A 21,169-nucleotide genomic window follows, 5' to 3' on the forward strand; every position below is an offset into this window, starting at 1 on the left:
TTTTTTATGTTATTTCCTCTCAGCCTTGTTATGTATTAATTTTTGACAACTTCTGTCTTTCTATTCATAGCTTTGAATAGGCTTTCTTCGGATGGTATGGATTTGGTAGTAAATCCTTCGAGTACTAAAATCAATTTGAATTGATCTGTATATAATTCAATGTCAAATTCGGCTATTTGATCATTTATCTGTTTTGGAGTGACTAGCGTATAATATATAGGACTGCTATAAGTTCCTATTTCTTCTGACACCTTTACTCGCTTAATCATGAGTGGAGGGCGATGGTTTTTTACACTTTTCTCGATGTTTCTGTCCAAACTTAAAGTAGCAGAAACGTGGGCACCATCAAAAATTGCAGGATGTATTAAAAAATCATTTTGGTTGTTATGATATTTTGAATTTAATTTAAGTTTAGACAAGATGGTTCCATCATTTAAGTACCATAAATCTTCAACCGTTTGTGTTGTTATCCCATAACAGTCTTGATTTGGAAAGTTATAGTATTCAATCCCTTTAATCTTTTTTTCGACTTTTTGATGTATTGATTTTAAGTCAATTTTTTGATGTCTAAAATCATGATTAGATATTACCGATCGTGCTGCAATGGTTTTTATTTCCTCTTTTCTATAATGAACTTCTATTTTTTGTTCATTAGGTTTAAATAAATACTCTTGTAATGCTTCTTCTCCTTTATTAAGTATCAATGGATTAGAAAAAAGTACTTTTTCTAACTTAAAATCAGAATTTGAAAACTCATTCCATACTGCGTTAATACTTAAAGCTAAATGCGCAACCCCCATCAGTACTTGATTTCCAAAAATTAAATGATCTTTCATTATGGGTTCATCATATTTATAAAGACGCTCAGTTAATATTTGATTATCAATTCTTTTTTCTTTACCTACTTGATTATAATTTTTTACTATTTCTTCTCCCAGCCAATAATAATTATTAGATATATACTCTACAGGCAAAGGTTGACGATTGACTTTCTGTTCGTTTGTGGCTTCTTGTATAATCATATGACAGTTTGTACCCCCAAACCCGAAACTACTAATTGCAGCGTTTCGTTTGCTAGATAGATCAATGGCCCATTGCTTTAATTCTGTATTTGGATAAAATGGACTCTCTTCAAACTTAAATCTCTGATGTGGTCTTTCGCAATGTAATGTAGGTACCAAGGTCTGATGCTGTAATTGAAGTAAAATCTTTATCAATCCACTAATACCTGCGGCGGTCATTGTATGTCCTATATTGCTCTTTACAGAACCAATAGCACAATATTGCTTTTTGTTTGTTCCTTTTTCTAATGATTGATATACTTCGGTTGCAGCTTTGACTTCTATTGGGTCTCCTAATAAAGTTCCTGTACCGTGGGCTTCATAGTATGTAATGTCCTTAGGAAGAACTGAGGTTTTTTCAAAAGCTTGTCTGATTACATTTTTCTGTCCTTCCTTGTTTGGCACTGTAAGTCCCATAGTCTTTCCATCATTGTTTACTGATGAGCCAACAATTATTCCATAAATATGATCTCCATCAATTTTTGCTTGTTCGTATGATTTTAAAAGAACCAATCCTCCTCCTTCACCCATAACAAAACCTTGTGCTCTTTCATCAAACACGTAACTTTTACCATCTCTACTTAGGACTTCTGCTTGGCTAAAACCAATATGAGGAAAAGCATCCACCATAATAGAAATACCTCCTGCAATTACCATATCTGTACGCCCTTGAAGAATATTTTCGCACCCTTGATGAATAGCAACTAGAGAGCTCGAACAAGCAGTGTCGATAATCTGGCTAGTTCCTTTTAAATTATAGAAATCAGATATTCTAGCAGCAATCATATTACTGATATTATTAACTATCGTGTGTTGATATGCCCCTTCCGGTAGTAAATGATAATTGTTCTTTATATATGTATTATCTTTTGCGCCTATAAATACACTTGTATTGGTATTACTTAATTCTTCTTTTGTGTAACCAGAGTGTGCTAGTAGTGATCTGCTTAAATCCAATACAATTCGTTGTTGAGGATCCATACTTATTGCGTCATCATCGCTAATATTAAAATAATCAGCATCAAATATTCCAGCATTTTTTATAAATCCTCCTTTGGTTGTATATGTTTTGTTTAATCCTCCTTCCGCTGAATAGTAATCCAAAGCATTCCATCTATTTAATGGAATATCAGATATCAAATCTTTTCCAGCTTTTAAATTATCCCAGTATTGCTCTAAATTTTCAGATCCCGGTAAATGACAACTCATTCCGATAATAGCAATTTTACTGGTTCTGGTTCTTGTTAGATCATTAAAATCTTTCTTATTTTCCTGATCACTTGAAGGAGAGGGAAATTGATTTCTTGTATTAATAGGATCTTCATTTTCTATCCAAGAGTGGTTATCTCCTATCTCACTCTGTAAATAACCTGCCAACTCAGATATTGTCGGATAATTAACAATTGCCGTAGGTTCTGCAGTAATATCAAAAGATTCTTCGATAACGTTCAGAATTTTCATCATGATGATCGAATCGATTCCATATTCTGCAAAATCAACATCCAACTCAATATGTTCTTTCTTCAGTTTTAATAAATCACTTACTATGGAAATTAATTGCTCTTCAATTTGACTTAATATAATTGTAGGGGATTGAATTATTTCAGGTGTTGATTTTTTATTAGGCTCTATATCTACAAAATCTGTGTTAAATAGATTTGACAACACTTTTTTATTTCCATAAGCTACTATACCTTGTAATATTGATTGTTTTAAAAGAACCTCTAATGCTTGCGTTCCCATAAAACTTGGTAAGGCTTTTATACCCCACTTTTGTTCCATATATTTTTCGCTTTCTTCATCTATTTGCATGCCACCATCTTTCCACAATGGCCAATTAATACTCAGGCTATGTCCACTTCTTTTATTTTTCTTTCTTAGTTTCTCTCTGTAATGGGCATAATTATCCAACCAGGCGTTTGCACTTGCGTAATCTCCTTGACCAATGTTTCCCATAACTCCAGACATACTACTGAAGTATATCATAAAATCCAACTCTATATCTTTAGTGACCCGGTCAAGATTTTTAGCTCCCAATATTTTTGGAGAAAGAACTAATCTAGACTCTTCTTTACTTTTTTTCAATAAGAAACTATCTCTAATTACACCGGCACTATGAATAATTCCATCCAACTTACCATAGGTTGTTATAATTCTTTTGATAAGATTTTCTACAGATTCTTCGTTTACTACATCACAACTATAATATACTGCGTTTAAAGACTCTAATTCTACTTCATCGATATTGCAAGCACTTCTTCCTGTTAAAATAAGTCGAGTATTATTTATTTTTGATATATAATTTGCGAAGATCTTTCCTAATCCTCCCGCTCCACCTGTAATAAGGTATACCCCTCCATCTTTAATAAACAAATCACTTTGTGCATCCTGACTGGCTACAGATAAACTTGATACCCTACGTACTTTTCGATATTCATTAACATAAGAAACTTCATTTTCGATATCGAATTGTTCTTTTTCAATTATGTTTGCAAGGTTTTCCGGTTCCTGAACTAAAACATTGCTTACCCCCAAAGTTTTACCTGTAAGTTTTGGGTTTTCGACGTGTGCGGTTTTTAATAATCCACTAGCAAAACCATAATTAATAAGATTATCATTATTGTATACAATCAGTATATTTACTTTGTTTTTCCCTTTTAATTTTGATTGTATAATTTCCAGAACAGCATTGAAATATTGAATTTCATTGGTTTCATTAATGGCGATTACTTTTTGTCCCTTTAAAAGGTCATTCAACTTTTCTGCTGTAAAAGGTGAGATTCCTGCTAACAATACTACTTGATCTACTACCTTGCTTTCTAATTGATTTATTAATTTTTGTTCTTTCCATTCACTACTAAATAAATGAAGTTTTGCATTTTCTTGACTTGCTTCATTTTCTATGAGCGAAATATTGGTTTGATTCTGAAATCCATCTAATGGTAATGTCATAAAATCTTTGAATTCTAATAGACATTTACCCTCATCAGATAACAGAATAACAGAATAAGTACTTATCTTTTTTTCGGCTTTGTGGGCACCATTTTTTCTTACGTATGCCCATCTAGTTTTGCTAACATCTCCATAAATTGTAACTTCTCGAACACTAAAAGGTAGGCTCAAATTTTCTCCTGTTGATGTTGAAAAGCTTAAACCAATACAAGTTTGCAGTGCACTATCTAAAATACCAGGCTGTAAAACATAGTTTTCATTTTCAGGGAGTTTAATCTCACTTAGGGATTCTTCTTCATTATAGTAAAGTCTTTCTATCCCCTGAAAAGTTTTTCCATAGTCCAACCCTAAATTTTTAAATATTTCATAGCATTCTTTTTTTGTTTTACTATTTAATAAACGATTCTGAATTTTGGATACATCAAGAGATGCAGGAGTAGGATGTTTTAGTGTTATAAGTTTTCCCCGGCTATGAACAGTTTTTTTATTTTCAATAGAACTATAAATTTCATATTCTATAGTTTGGTTATTATCAAACAAATCAATTTTAACTTGCTCTGATTTACCATTAACCCTAACTGGTTTTAACCAAGTTACGTTTTTTATTTGGGTGATCTCGTTTTCTAAATAGACTGCTCCAGCTTCTCTCGCTAATTCCAAGTAAGCAACTCCAGGAAGAATTTTTTCATCCCTTACTTTATGATCTTGTAAAAAAGATTCTTTTCCTATGAAATTACTTGTAAAGCGTTGACCTTTATAATTTGAAATATTGGTGTGTACTAACGGATGAAGTTTATCTTTTGAAATTGTTAATCCGGTATTATTTGGATTGGAAATCCAATAACTTTCTTTAGCAAAAGGATATGTTGGTAAACCAGACAGAATTTGTATTTTATTTGGTTTGTATAGACTTTCCCAATTGATCTCAATCCCATTTACCCATAGTTCCAATATTTTATGCCAGTTTTCTTCATCAATTAAACTGTTTGTAAGATTTTCTGTTTTGTTTATATCATTTATTGATATATCTCCGTTATTCTTTAATTTATTATAATAAAAGTTGGTGTCCGTTTTATCTAATAAAAAACTTTCCAAATTTTTGATTAACTCTTCTTTGGTTTTAAAAACGCATCCAAATCGATAATTCATGGCTTCTCTTCCAACTTGAAAAGTGTAACAAAAACTTGCTATATCAATAGTTTCATTTTGTCTCAGATATTTAATAATATTTTTGGAGTAGTTTTTTAGTCTACTTTTATTTTTAGCTGATAAAACAAAAGTAGAAGCAAGGTTTTTTGGAATACCATTATTATTGTTTACCGGTTTTTTATTACGATACTCTTCCAACACAGCGTGTGCATTTGTTCCGCTGAATCCAAATGAATTTATAGCTGCACATCTTAATTGATTTTTTTCGACATACCAATCTCGTAATTCTCTACTGATGTAAAAAGGGCTATTTTCTAATTTAATATTGGAATTTAATTTTTCGAAATTATTTGTTGGCGGGAGTTTTGCATATTTTAATGCCATTAACAATTTTATAAATCCAGATATTCCTGCTGCTGCTGCCAGATGACCAATGTTACTTTTAACCGATCCTAATGCACAGTAGTTTTCTTTTCTCGTAAATGACCTAAAAGATTCTGTAAGTGCTGTAACTTCAATTGGGTCACCAAGTGCTGTCCCGGTACCGTGAGCTTCAACTAGTTGAATGTTTTCAGGGTTGATATTGTATGTATTGTAAACTTCTGTTTGCAATCTTTTTTGAGAATTCATACTAGGAGCAGTAATGCCATTAGTGGCTCCATCCTGGTTAACCCCCCATCCTTTTACTATGCCAAGTATTGTATCTCCATCTTTTTCGGCATCTTCTAAACGTTTGAGCAATACACATCCAACACCTTCTCCTGCTACAAAACCATTTGCACGTTGATCGAATGTAAAACATCGTCCTTCTTTAGAAAGCATATTTGAATCGGAATACATTCGATATGATTCAGCTCCATCTTCAATATATACCCCTCCACACAATGCCATATCACTTTGCCCTAATATGAGGCTATTACAAGCTTCGGATAATGCCACTAAAGATGAAGAACAGGCTGTATCAATGGTCATACAGGGACCTACTAAATTCAGGAAATAAGCAATCCTTGCACTTAATATTGACTGAGAACCTCCTTGTAATGAATCCGAAGATGGGTTTTGTTGCATATTTTTTTGACCATATCCTCCTTGAATAGATCCAACAAAAACACCACATTTATTATTTACTAATTTATTAGGTGTATAGCCAGCATCTTCAAAACAATGCCAACTTGTTTCTAAAAACAGCCTTTGTTGAGGGTCCATCCACTCTGCAGCTCTAGGAGAAATATTAAAAAATAATGGATCAAATTTGTCAATATCATCCAAAACACCTAACCAAGTATCTGAAAAAGACTCACTTTTATTCTCATCTACCTGATTCCATCGAGAAGGTGGCACTTTATCAACACAGTCCTTGCTGTTTTTAATATTCTCCCAAAACTCTAAAACGTTACTAGCTTTAGGGAACTTTCCGGCTACTCCGATTACTGCAACTTCGTGGTTCGTTACTATTCTCTTGTTAGCTATTTTTTCTTTGGAAAAGGTTTTTTTTTGATAAGTATTTATCTCTTTTTCTTGATTACTATAAATCGAATTATCTAATCGGCTTTCATAAAAGATAGGACAGGTATAATTCATTAATAATTCAGCTATTTCATTCACATGCCTATTTTGCCAATTTTCGTATTCGGTTCCTTTGACAAATTGATTGAATGCACCCATTGCAGGTCCTGAGTGAATTTGGTAATGATCAATATAATTTTCGTCTCCAGTTAGGGTTACTTTTTGTGTAAATGCATAATACCAGATAAATACTAATGTCATTTTTAATTTTGGATCCTTATGCGCTTCATTTATTTGATCTGGATTAGTTTTTTTCTTATGCTCAATGACTAAGTCCCAAACTTCATCTAATGTTCGACCAAAAATTTTCTCAATTTGTTTTATAATTGTTTCGGGTATACTTTCTAGAGAATCATACCTATTCCAGATATCTCCTAGGTATTTAGAATTACTAACGAACTTTGTTCCTTTATTTAATGCTTGAATTTTGAATCCATATTTTAATGCATATCCATGTGGAGTCAAATCAAAATCATAGATGTTAGCATTTTCTAATAATTTTTTGGCTGGACTACTCATTCCACTCTCAACAGTACATTGATTTATCGACCCAGTTAAAACAAAATCTGCTCCCATCATAAAGGTTGCCGCAATTGCCGATGGTGTACCCAAGCCTCCTCCATATCCAATTAATATCTGATCAGTGTATCCATATTTAATCATCATAGAATTTCTAAGAGAAATAAATGACGGTAAGGATATCAAAACTGGTTGTTGATCAGTATATCCGGCAGAGCTTCCTTCAAAAACAATATCATCACATAAAGGTATTTTTTTTGCAATCTCAGCTTCTTCTTCAGATATTAACCCTTCATTGATTAAACTTACCAAAATATCATAAGGAGCAGGGCTCATAAATTTTTCTGCAAGTTCCAAACGAGACAATTTTCCCAATAATAATCTGGGGCGTATAATTTTTTCTCCAGATTTTCTTAATCCTTTACATCTAGCATACACAATTTCTTTACTTACATCAATGTGTGTTGCTAATTCTAATACTGGGACTTCATGTTTTATATAGAGATCTATGAATTTCATATCTATTGCGGTAGAATCACCAGTAAAGGATGATGGTGAAAAACCAATCCCATAAGTTTTGTTTGCTAACTTTGTACGTAAAGTCCCCAATATTTGATCAACTTCGTCAAAAGGCAATCGCATATATCCTAGGATACCTAATATATCTGAGTTTCCACATTTAACAACAAGCTCTTCTGAAGCAATACCTCTATACATTCCTCCTACATAGTAGCTCCATTTACACCCATAGCGTTTTTGAAACAGTTTATTCCCTAAATCATTAGGTTTTACTGGGCAGTTTTCAATTGTATTCCTATCAGATTCTCGTAATAAAAGAAAACCCTTTTTGCTTACAAGAATATCATCTATTGGTCTCTTTTTAATAATTAGATCCTGATTCTCATTACCCATAACATTCTCTCTATCTTTATCATAGCTAGATTTTACCATCTTATTCATACTGACCGAAGAGGGAGACGTCAACTTTTTCTTTTTACCTATAATTGTATTACTTTTTAAAAGTTCGCTATGGATATATTCTGCAAAAAGTTTACTATTTGGGTAATCGTATGTTTTAATCGCTGATATTGATAAATTATAATATTGATTAATCAGTCTAACCAATTCGACACCTCCCATAGAATCTAACCCCATATCTGTAAATTTGGTTTCGAGTTCTATGGTATCTCCTTTAGTTCCTACTAATTGAACCAGTTCTTTCTTTAGTACTTCCTCAATTTCAAATATGTTAGTGTTCTGATTTACAACCTCTTCTATGCTATTTTTAGAACTATGTATTTGATTATGATCTTCTTTACTCTCTGTTTTATAATTCGAATCTAATTTTGTTGAATGAGAAGCTGTGTTTAAAATTGAATTACTTTTTTGTAATTCTTCATTAACATATTTGGCAAAGCTATTTATAGTAGGATAATCATAAGTTTTAATAGGAGATAAGGATAAACCATAATGTTCATTAATGATTCTTACCATTTCAACTCCTGCCATAGAATCAATTCCTAAATCTGTAAACTTACTTTGGTATTCTATTTGGTCCGTACCCAATAGTTTTACGAGCTCATTTTTTATCGTTTCTTCTATTTCAAACAGTGAAAGAGTTTGACGTTTTGTTATGCTGGGATTGGAAGTAACGTCTAAATTCTGCTTTATAAGTTTATTATTTTTTAGATCGCTTTTATTAGTACTATGAACAGATTTTTCCTCATCTATAGTATTTAGACTCTCTTTAGATTTTTTTATTATTTCTTTTTCTTCATATGGAAATCTGATAAACCCTTTCAATTGGATCAATACTTCGCCATCTGGACTACATAAATCACAATAAAGCCGTGTCATTTTTGCGGAAGAACTATCATTTTTTTCGTAACCGGCCACAATCTGAATATTTTCTGATAAAGGTTTTAGTAAAACCATCTGATCCAAAGAAAAAGGCAACATCATTCGATTTTCACCCGAAACATAATCTAATACAACCAAAGCATGAAGTACTGCATCCAAAATATATGGAGGCAATACGAGGCCAGGCTTATTTAAAATATTCAATTTAGAAACATCAACTTGTCCTATAACCCGATTTTTATTACATTTTATATACTGAAGATTTTGAAGAGAGGTACCATAATAAAACCCTAAGGACCTTAGCAAATCATAAATTTCATTTTGAGTAAAATTCACCTCTTTAATGGTGTTTTTCAATGCTAACAGGTCATGTTTGGGCACTATGATATTAGATTCAACAATCTTGATTAAACCTTGATTATGGCGCAAATCAGGTATGTCGTCTCTTTTTGTACTTAAAACTTCAAAATGATAGTTATTTTGTTGCTGTTTTGTGATAATAGTTTCTAATTGCTTGGATCCATTATCTATTGTAAACGGATTCAACCAAGTGATGTTTTCAAAGATTAATTGATTATTATCATTCAGAACTTTGGTATTTGACAAGGCCAAGATCACTATTTCTAGATAGGCCACTCCAGGTAAAACCTTTTTCCCGTTTATAACGTGATCTTTTATAAAAGGCTCTTCTCCTGAAAAAAATGTTGTACATCTAATCTCACTAGTGTTTTTTTGATAATGATGTTTTGGTAAATTGGCTAGTAACTTAGTATTATAATTAATATTAAAGTCAGATTTTTGATTCTGGTTATATATTTCTAACCAATATTTATCATATTTAAAAGGATAACCAGGAAAAGAAGATTTAGTAATAGGGCTTGATTTATAATATTCTTTAATAGGTTTATCATAGCCTTTAACCCACAAATCGAATAAAAATGATTTATCTTCTTTGCTATTTAGGCCTTGTATGAACTTTACTACTTTTTCATTTTTTAGAAACATCTCGTTTAATATTGTTTCCTCTTTGCTATTACCTTTTAAGTAATATCCTCTTTGGCCCTCTGAATCAATGTATTTATTTAGTTTTTCGATTAAATTTTTTATGGTTTTATATCGAAAAACTATTCGTTGATTCAATCCTTTTCGGCTATTTATATATATCTGCTCCAATTGTTGTTCATCAGATTTACTATTCTTTTCAAGAAAGTTTTTAATGTTTTTAGCATACTTTAAAAACTGATTTTCTTCTATACAGGATAGTGCTAAAAAGAAAACCTCTTCGCTTCTTTTATCATTAACAGTTTCTTTTGCATTGTGTACATATTCTTCCAGAATCACATGGACATTGTTTCCACCGCCACCATAACTATTTATTGCCCCTCTTCTTGGTATTTCTAACTGGTTTTGATTTGTAATCCGCTTCCATTCTTCTGTTTTATCAGTGATATAATAGCGTGTATTATCTAGTTTAATTTCATTGCTCAGACCTGCAAAACCATTTATCCCTAATTTCTTTTGTTCTTTAAAAGAATAAACTAATCGAACTAAAGATGCTAGCCCGGATGCAGAATGCATATGACCTATATTAGGTTTTAAAGTACTGATTTTACAAGGATGTATTAGTTCGTTCTTCAGGTCTATACCAAAATATTTCTCTGATAGTTTAAAAGCTTTTACCTCCTGTGAATCTGCTAGTATAGACGAAGAGGCATGTGCTTCAATATGAGTGATAGTTTCTATGGGGACCTCTGCATCATTATATGCTGATATTATAGCCTTGCTTTGTTGATTCGCGTCAGGAAATGTAATATTACCTATTCCTCCCACATGATTTGACTCCGAACCCAAAATTAGAGCGTGTATATTATCTTTGTCTATTTTAGCCTCATCACTTCTTTTCAATAATAAACTAACAACTCCCTCTGCCGAAGTAAATCCAGATGCTTTCTCTTGAAATGGCCTATTATCTTTTTCTGTAGTCATCAAACCCATAGATTCTGTTCCAGAATAAAATGATTTAGTCCACTCTTTTCCATAAATCAAGTTTACACCTGCTACAACAGCATAATCCACCTCGTTATTCCTCAGCATTTTTTTAGCTTGATGAAGAGCTGTTAATCCGCTAGAACACGAGGTGTCAATACAATAACTAGGACCATTAAAATTAAAGTAATTAGAAATACGATTGGCTAAGAAAGCTTCAAACATTCCTATGTTTGTATATGCCGTTACAGGGGCTTTATTTAGATATTCAGAATATGGATTTATTTCTTTTCCTATAATAACAGCAACCCTTTTATCATTGAGAGAAGATGGTAAAATACAGGCATCTTCAAACAGATGCCATACAGCCATTAATAGTAAGCGCTGCTGAGGAGAAATATATTTTGCCTCTGTATTATTAATATTAAATAATTTTGCATCAAAACCTCTTAGGTTTTTCACAAATGCTCCTTTTTTTGACTTAATAGATTCTTCCGGATCATGATCATCAGGAATTTCTTTGATAAGTTTTTGTTGATTACCTAACTTTTCACAGAAATCCTGAATAGAATCTGACTCTGGAAAAAATCCTGACATACCTATAAGTGCAATTGATTTACTAGTTAATTTTTCATTATTATCAATTTTTACAGATAAATTAAATTCACTTTTCTTAGTTTCTTTTTTTGACATAACCAGCGTATTAATATTCTTTACTAATTAAATTGTAAAGCTATTTTCTTGTTATTTATAGAGTTTAACTTTTTGATCGAGATCAAGCGTTAACAGGAAATTTGTTTGTAACAGCAAAAACTATATATTCTGAGGGGAAATAGAGTGTTATCATATTTTGATCAAGATTCGATCTAAAAGATGATGGTGTCTAATTTTATAATGGTAATAATTAATGCCTATTGTAATTGAATTTTAAAGTACGGATAGATAGTACTAGAAGGCTTATAAATTTGTATAGACTAATTTTCTATAGTCTCTTCATGATTTAAAGGGAGGTTTTTTTTATATACCTTAACTTTTTGTTTTTCAAAATCTTTAACTGCCACCAGAATACCATCTGCATGTTTTTTTAATATGAGTCGTTCAATAAATTGTTCTTGACTTAAATGCTCTACTGAATGGTATGTAACTGGATTTTTTGATTCCAAATAGCTTGTCCAATTTTCCTTTTCATCATAGGGTAACATAACAAGTTCATACTTTGAATAATCCACAACTTCATTATTTATAAACTTTTGTATATCTGCATGTTTAGAATTTTCTACATTTAATGAATAGCATTTTCCTTCATCAGGAATAACTGTACAATAGAAAAAACCCATATTCAATAAATATTCTTTATTTTTCATAACCAGTATAATTAACTATTAATTTTGTCTAATTGTTTTTGTTGTTTAAAGTAAACTTCGGGAGAAATGATTTCTTCTTTTTGTAAAGATTGATACACTTCAAAGCTATGATCTCTATACCTTGGATCTGATCTCAGAATTCCCTCATAAAGAGGCATTCTAATTGCCGTTTTGAATGACTTCTTGTTCTCTGCTAGGTTAACTTCGGTATATCTTTGATTAACCATTATTGACAATTCAGATTGATTAATAATCGCGTGAGGCCACCACTTTGGAAAAATAATAACATCACCAGGTTCCTGATCATAATAAAACTTTGGAGCATAGGCATAAACAGGATTATGTAAAAAATGATAATCTAAATCGTATCGTATACTTGTGGACCCACCTACAAAAGACGACGATAACATGGCCACAGGACTGTGTGGAGTAGGAATAAGCTGAAGAGAATAGGCATGAAGCGGATCCATAAAAAACCAACGCTTTGTTCCCTCTATTGCTACTGTAGCGCTTATATCATTATTAAGATGCCAATCAGTCCCCCAGGTCTTTAAATTTCCTATAAATAGATGTGGATACAATGGAGTAACCAAATCCTTTATTTTTTCATTTATTTTAGTAGTTTCAACATCATTTAGTAATGATGGATGTGCTGCAAAAAAATCAACTGAATTGTTAATATAAAAAGTTTCTTTTGATCTTGGATCCAGTTGATTTTCTAAAATATATTTAGCATTTATTTTTTTTGCTGCATCACCAAAGCCAAGATTTTTTTCGGTAGCTTCATTTTTAGAATAATCCATACCGTAAATTTCTACATCTCCATAATTTTTGATAAAAAACTGGTGATCCCAATTTTTAACAGCCTTGGTATCTTTCATAAGTCCTTTAATCACAACAGGAGCTGCACAAGTATCACAAAGTAGTTCTACAATTTTTTTATCACTAATTTCCTCTGGATATAATGCTTTAATTTTTATATACGAGTTCTTATAATCCAGATTGTCAAAATCTTTACTTGTATTTTTGAATTTATTAAACTTTTTCATAATAAATTCTTTCTCCGCCTCTAGAGCATAGTTTGTGGAGCTTAATTGATGCCTCATATTAACATATGAATAATGCTCAATCATTTCTGCATTATCTAAATACAGATATTTTGCATTTTCTAAAATTCTTTTTTGATCATCATTATATTCAAATGCATCTATATATAATTCGTTTTTCATTTCAACTATTTCATTTAAATTAATTAATAATACATTCCAACCTACATCAATTCCTTAGGTAAGTAATACACTTTCTACTTTCTGATAAAATGTTTTTTTAAGATAATCTCCAAATTCAGATAAAGAAGTATATTCTAAAAATATAGCTGGTCTTATTTCAATCCCAAATGCTTTGTTCAGATCAAGACATAGTTTGTTTATCTTCATAGATTCAAAACCATATTCATCTAAATCTGCTTCCCATTCAACCTCTTCTTCATTAATTTTTAAAATTTCAGAGGATTTTTCAATTAAAAAATCTTTCAATTGTTCATCTAATTCATTCATTTTGATCGTTTTGTTTTAAATAGTTAATTTGTTTTTCGATTTCAAAATTATCAGTTCATTATATAAGTACCTCGATAGGATATACATTATAAAGTTTAGCCATCTTCTCGTAATCCCCGTAATTAATAATAATCTGTTCTTGTTCCATTTGCAATGCATGATGTAATACGCTCATTCCTATATCGGTAGGGAGTGGTTCTACTCCTTTTATAGTTTTCATTAGTTCTAATGTTGTATCTGATAATTTCATACCTCCATCTTTCCAATATGGCCAATTTATTGATATGGTTTTTCCCTGTCTTTGACCATTCTTTACTTTTTTGTTTCTTGATCTAACAAAACCATCTAAATATGCGTTAGCCATCGCGTAATCCACTTGACCAATATTACCTAATGAATGCAGTGAGGAAAAACATAAAAAAAACCGTAGTGAAATATCTTTTGTAGCATTATCTAAATTATTAATCCCTGTAACTTTTGGCTTAAATACAGATCTTAATTCTTTTATAGTCTTATTAAAAATATAATTATCCAGAATTACTCCTGCACAATGAATAACACCATCTAGAGTACCATGATTCTTTATGATATTTTGCACCAATTGTTTAACATCTTCTTCTTTGGAAACATCTGCTTTAGCATATATAATTTCAGATGTTCCGGAATTTAGATCTTTGATTAATAATTGATGATCTTTACTTAAAGCAGATCTACCTATTAAAATAATAGTGAGATTTGAAGAGGATTTCAAAATATCTTTAACTGTAAGTATGCCAAGACCTCCAAGACCTCCTGTTATTAAAATTACATCTCCTTCTTTATAAGTAGCATTGTAATTGATTAAATTGTTAAAAACATGCAACTTATTATTATATTCTACATAACGTTTTTGTTTATCGTATTTAATAACAATATCTTTATCCAGAACAAGTTTATTCTCAATCGCCCTATCAACTAATTCATTCTTACTTATACAGTCATCCAAGAAAATAAGTTGTGGTTTTATTTTAGTAGATTCCATTCTACAAGTATGTATCAATCCAGATATACCATAACTATCATCTATAAACGCGAGAGGGATAATGATTTGAAAACAAATTGTTTTTTTGGTTTTTTTGCTTAACAAATTTTGTAAATAAAGTAATATCTCTTCTGCCAATATTGTAAACAATTTTTCGCTAGACAATTCTGATTTTTGAAGGATTTTCAAATGAAAGTTACTATTCTCATCAAATATTAATTTATCGAAATAACACGCAACGATATGATGCTCGACTTCTTTTTCTTCCATATCCAAAGAGTCTAAATTTACTTCTCTCCAATCCACTTCAAATGCCAATACCTCTTCAGAGTTTTTCCATTCATTATTGGATCCTAAATCATCATTTAGATAAGAAATTTGATTCTGTTCACCTATAATATTTGTCCCATCTTTTTGTAAATTTTTATTATATGATGCGATCTTAAAAGGCCAGCAATATGATTTTTTTAATGTTCCAGTTGGTAAAGAAATGCGTGTTATGTTTCTGCTTGGATAAATGTCTATCCATTTTACAGAAGCACCATTTACCCAATATTCCGCAAGGAGTTCCTTGTCATTTTGTTTAATGCAACTTTCAACTTTAATCTGATCAATCTTTTCCGTTTTTCCTACATTATAAATATAATTCCAACCCTCATTTCTTTCTGTTTTTTCTAACAACCATTGTTTTAGATTTGCTAATAAATCTGTGTAATTATCAATCACCACAGCTAATCTGTATTTCCCTTTATCTCGTCCTTCTAGTAAAGTAAATTCCATTCTTTCCAAAAGTGAACTCTCTGATAAAGAAAATATCAATGTTGGCAGATATTCTAAATATTTTAGTATCATTTGGGACAATTGCTCTTCACTTTCATCTGAAAAAACAAAAACATAACTTCCTTTTTTTTGTTTTGGAATAGGGATATCCTTATTATATTCTTCAAAAATGAGATGTGTATTTACTCCACCTAACCCCAAACAGTTTATTGCCATTCGTTTTGGATTAACATGCTGATTTCCTAAATGTCTATCTGGCCAATTAATATCTTCTTTTAGGATGGAGAAATGTTCTTTTATATGTATTGCCCTATTGATTTCAGTTAATCCTTTTACACCAAATAATCGCTTTTTCTGAACACTTAATATTAATTTTAAAAGGCAAGGGAACGTAGAGGATGTTTCAGCATGACCAATTAGTGGTTTTAAACTACCAATATAAATTGTTTTATCTATTGAATTATTTATTGATTGATCAATATAGTTACTATATACAGATTGGATAGAAGTAATTTCTGATGAATCAACAAACGATGTCCCATTAGCTTCTGCTTCAATATAATCTACGGATAAAGGATCTATTTGAGACTTTTCTAAAGCTTTTTCAATTGCTATTTTTTGCCCTTTAATACTAGGACTATTCCATTTCAATGGAGATTTTCCACCGTGATAGACTCCTATTCCTTTTATTACTCCATAAATATGATCTCCATCTTGTTCAGCATCGACAAGAGGTTTAACAATAATAGAACCTATCGTTTCACTACGAACATAACCATCTGAACCTTCACTGAAACTTTTGGTCGTCTTTTGTTTTGAATATATTCCTGTAATGTCTTCTTTTTCGAGTTCATAGAAAGATAAGTTTAGTGTTGCAGTAGCTACAATGGCTTGTCCGCAGTCTCCATTATGTAATGCTCGAGATGCTTTTTCTATTGCAGCTATAAAAGAAGAACAGCCTGTATCTACAACTTCGCTTATGCCTTTTAGGTTAAATATCTGGGATAAACGATTTGCATATAAAGCGGGAAATTCTATTTCATAGTTTTTATTATTACTTTTCATAACATCAACGTATCCAGAATGCCCTCTGGTGGCAACAAAAACTCCTGTTTCTTTTTTTTGAAAATTCTTAATACTATATCCACTATCTCCAATTGCAGACCATACATTTTCTATTAATTTTCTGAGCTGCGGGTCTATTTGAATCGCTTCTTCTAATGAAAACTTAAATCTTTCGTAATCAAAACTTTCAATTTCATCAATGAATCCCCCGTAATATTTTTTAATTTTTTCATTCTCTTTCAACCCTAATAATTCCAATCTTTTTTCAGGAATGTATTCTGTCATCACATTTCTATTTTCAAGATTTGTGAAAAAATCCTTTATGTTTTCAGAATTAGGAAATGTTCCACTAATTCCTATTATAGCTATATCACTTTGTGACTGATAAGATCGATCTTGTTCATCATTCTTAGAATTCAGTTTTTGGTTATGTGTTTCTTCTTTTTTTTGAATAAATGAATTGTTTATTTGAAAGGAAGTATTGTTATTCGATATATTTTCTTTATGTTCTTCCTGGTAAAAATTAGGGTCTAAATACTTTGGAGAATTATTGAAGTTCTCAGAGAAATTAATTTCAAGATATGAGATAATATCCTCGAATGTCCGATGCTCTAAAAACAATAGTTGTGGAATATCAGGAATAATATTCTTAATTTTGTTTAGCATTACACCTGATAAAATCGAATCAATCCCATAATCTGCAATATCTATAGTAAGATCAATTTCTTTTTCCTCTATTTTCAACTCTGTTCTTATCAGTTCGATCAAAAAAGATTCAATATTATATCTTATACTCTTTTTATTTCCTTGATTTTCTATTTTAGAAATTGGAGAGTATTTCTGTATAGGTTTAATTTGAGTTTTAGTTTCTCTAACTACATCATTCATGAAGGTTTTTGAGGTTACATTTAAGTCAAAAATCCAATATGATTTTCTCGAAAATGGGTAAGTAGGTAAACAAATTTTTCTTGGTAAACGGTATTGATTATAAAGTGATTTCCATTCTATGGTAATACCTTTTGACCATAAGAAGGCTATAGAATTGCATTCTTTTCTATCAATAATATTAGATATGTAATCTCTTCCTGACTTCTCTTTTATCAAAATACCAAATTCATTTTTTTTAGTATTTCCGATAAAAATCTTGTCTCCTAATTTATAACTATCTTCTAGATAACTTTCTAACAATTTATTGAGCTCCTCGGTACTGCTTGTAACTAAAGCTAATCGTTCTTCCATTTCTTCTCTTCCAGTTTGAAGTGTATATGAAAGACTATAAAGATTAATATTTGGATTTTCCTCTATATAGTCCTTAAGATTACTTACTTGACTTTTGAGCTCATTTTTATTTTTTGCAGAAAGAACCACAATCGTAGAGTCAGTTTGTTCTATATATGTTTCTTTGAATTTTTCTCCTCCATATATTTCTTTTGGAAACGATTCTAATACCATATGACTATTAACACCTCCAATCCCAAAACTACTTATTCCTGCTCTCAAAGGGTGTTCTTTCGTCTCTACAGACCATATTTCTGATTTGCTTTGTATATAAAAAGGGCTGTTTGCTAACTCAATATTGGAATTTAACTTCTCAAAATTTATAGTTGCAGGTAAATACCCCTTTTCCATGGATAATAGTACTTTTGCTATACTGATAACACCCGCTGCTGCCTCCAGATGACCTAGATTTGATTTTATTGAACCCAACCCGCACCAAGGAACAATAGGAATATCTTGAGGTGTTTTTACTAAATTGTTAAACGCACTGATTAACCCACTAACTTCTATTGGATCTCCTAAGCTCGTTCCTGTCCCATGTGCTTCAATATAACTTACTGTAGAAATATCTATAGCTGCCTTTCGATAAACTTCTTCTAATAATTTTTGTTGTTTAATAGAGTTAGGTACAGTTAAACCTCCTGACCGGCCTCCATGATTAATAGCTGTACTTTTAATTACCCCTATAATATTATCTTCATTCTTTATAGCTTGAGAGATTGGTTTAAGTAAAATTAATGCTGCACCTTCTCCTCTTACATATCCATTGGCTTTTTCATCAAATGTTTGACATTTACCATCAACACTTAGCATACTTGATTGATAATACGCTAAGCTTTTTGATGGATGACACATTATATGAATACCTCCCACAATAGCCTGATTACATTCGCCATTTTTTATCGACTTAACAGCTTCATTTACAGCAACTAATGATGAAGAACACGCTGTGTCTATTTGTAAACTTGGGCCTTCAAAATCATAATAATATGATATTCTATTGGCTAATATTGCAAGAGAAGTACCAGTTCCTGATAATGTTTCCCTAACCTGTTCTTCCCTAATCAAAGTTTCATAATCACTTCCGCTAGCAGCAATATATACACCTGTTTTGCTTCCTTTTAATGAAGATGGTTTATATCCTGAATTTTCTAATAATTCCCAGCTTAATTCAAGTAATATCCTTTGTTGTGGGTCCATTAATTCTGCTTCCCTAGGAGAAATCCCAAAGAAAAGAGGATCAAACTTATCAATATCCTTAATATATCCACCATAATTAATTCCTTTATGTTGTTCCTGAACATCTACCCAATCAGGCCAAATCCATCGTTCTTCTGGTGTCATTGATATTACAGACTCATCATTAATCAGAATTTTCCAAAGTTCATCTTTTGTATTCGCTCCTGGTACGCGAAGTGACATTCCAATAATAGCAATATCTTCAGTAGCATCTAAAATTTCATTCTCCAAGAATTTTTCTTCATTAGAAGAATATTCAATTCCTAACAAATAAGATGAAATATCATCAATTGTAAATAAAGAAAAGAACTTACTTGGATTGCTCTTTATCGTATATTCTATATGTAGGTGTTCTGAAAGTTCTGTAAATACTATAGATTCAACTCCTAACTTTCTTAAATCGGTTGAAGGAAGGATATCTTCATCATTATATATGGAAGAAAAGAAATCACTTATAATCTTGTTTAAAATATCTCTACTATACTGAATTTGATTATTAGATATATCTTTCTTATCATCTGATATAGGTTTCTCTTTTTCGGTATTTTGATTATCAAAATTTACCGAAGTATTTTCTTTGGTTGGCTTTTCTTGTTCAAAATCTAACTTACATCCTAGCTTAATTGGGTTTAAGACTTGTTTAATTGTAAAAATTTTCGCTATTAATTGATCATCTTTTGTTCTACGTAATGAAGATGTCAATTGTATTTTATTGTCCCCAAGTAAACAACAATCTTCTAGAGTATATAACAATTCTTCATTCGCATTTGCATTACCATAATAATGAATATCCCTAGCAATACAAGAGCTATTTTCTGCCCAATTGTAGTTATCAATTTTATTCTCTATACTATTTTCATTAAAGTAAAACCGTTCACATTTATCACTAATTTTCGAATATGAGGCAAAATAGAGAAGACCAACTCCATTAATATCGTCATAAGGATCTACGTAATAAAGCCTTGAAAATATAGCTTCATTTGTTATTTTAAATGAGGTATCATAAAAACTTATCTTGTTAATAACTTTATTTTCATTTTCTGAAAGTGGAAATATAAATGCTTTGGTGTCAAAATATTCTTTTGCTAAATTTGGTAATTTATCAAGCTGAATTAGTTTTGCTTTTTCCGAATCTAATGGCTTCCCTTTGGTTAATTTTTTATTATTCCCAGATTTTCTAGAAGAAAAAACAGACATCAATGAAGCCTTTATAATTTTATCTTTTCCGCTAATTATCTGATCACTAAAAAACATTTTATTTCCATATCTTGATAACTCACTCTCTATTGTTATTTCTTCATTTTCTTTAAAAGAAAATAAGCTTTTGTTCGCACTCCATTGTAAACGAACAAAACTTGCATAGAGACGCTCTCCATTACTATCCACAATTTCATCGGATTTTGCTCCTAAACTTTCGGAAATCATATTCCAATGAATATCTCCAAGTTCCTTTAGCAACCAATTTTCAGAGATCCCGCCGGAAAGTAATTGAGGAATATTAAGCTGATATTTCCTTATAGATATGTCTTTATTAATCATATATTTACAACAATTAAGGCTATTCTGTTAACAGGATAGAATTTGTTTTTGTACTTACTTAGATATTTGCTATTTAAAGGACTAAACCCAATAAAACCTTTTCGAACTATGTATTTTGAGTAGAATTTATCTTGAGTGTTGTTTCACCTGCAAAATCTGCTTTTATATCAAGTAACAAAGAAAATTTTGAGTTTTAACACCCTTATGTAAAAATGAATCTCTAAAAAAATCATG

The 21,169-nt window shown here is 31.0% G+C and carries 5 protein-coding genes; all 5 read right to left on the reverse strand.

Translation table 11 applies throughout. The features are described 5' to 3' along the window. Positions 1–35: 35 nt before the first annotated feature. The 5 genes from F0000_RS09470 to F0000_RS09490 all read right to left on the reverse strand — a co-directional run bounded on the left by F0000_RS09470 (position 36) and on the right by F0000_RS09490 (position 20,935). Complete coding sequence (locus F0000_RS09470) at positions 36–11,786, reverse strand: SDR family NAD(P)-dependent oxidoreductase (RefSeq protein WP_149624477.1); 11,751 nt, start codon at positions 11,784–11,786, stop codon at positions 36–38. Between the two features lie 281 nt (positions 11,787–12,067). Continuing rightward, complete coding sequence (locus tag F0000_RS09475; protein ID WP_149624478.1) at positions 12,068–12,457, reverse strand: hypothetical protein; 390 nt, start codon at positions 12,455–12,457, stop codon at positions 12,068–12,070. 11 nt (positions 12,458–12,468) lie between these two features. Then, positions 12,469–13,686 carry a cupin-like domain-containing protein gene (locus tag F0000_RS09480; RefSeq protein WP_149624479.1) on the reverse strand — a complete coding sequence of 406 codons (1,218 nt, stop codon included), beginning with the start codon at positions 13,684–13,686 and terminating at the stop codon, positions 12,469–12,471. Positions 13,687–13,740: 54 nt separating this feature from the next. Next, entirely contained in the window at positions 13,741–14,013 is a 273-nt protein-coding gene (locus F0000_RS09485; RefSeq protein WP_149624480.1) for an acyl carrier protein, read from the reverse strand. Positions 14,014–14,071: 58 nt separating this feature from the next. After that, positions 14,072–20,935, reverse strand: coding sequence for an SDR family NAD(P)-dependent oxidoreductase (locus tag F0000_RS09490; RefSeq protein ID WP_149624481.1), 6,864 nt, complete (start codon positions 20,933–20,935; stop codon positions 14,072–14,074). Between the last annotated feature and the right edge of the window lie 234 nt (positions 20,936–21,169).

It is taken from the genome of Aquimarina sp. RZ0 (genome assembly GCF_008370685.1).
GTDB lineage: Bacteria > Bacteroidota > Bacteroidia > Flavobacteriales > Flavobacteriaceae > Aquimarina.

Coding starts and splice junctions, on each gene's coding strand:
- F0000_RS09470 (WP_149624477.1), bottom strand. CDS start 11,786: ATGTCAAAAAAAGAAACTAAGAAAAGTGAATTTAATTTATCTGTAAAA.
- F0000_RS09485 (WP_149624480.1), bottom strand. CDS start 14,013: ATGAATGAATTAGATGAACAATTGAAAGATTTTTTAATTGAAAAATCC.
- F0000_RS09490 (WP_149624481.1), bottom strand. CDS start 20,935: ATGATTAATAAAGACATATCTATAAGGAAATATCAGCTTAATATTCCT.
- F0000_RS09480 (WP_149624479.1), bottom strand. CDS start 13,686: ATGAAAAACGAATTATATATAGATGCATTTGAATATAATGATGATCAA.
- F0000_RS09475 (WP_149624478.1), bottom strand. CDS start 12,457: ATGAAAAATAAAGAATATTTATTGAATATGGGTTTTTTCTATTGTACA.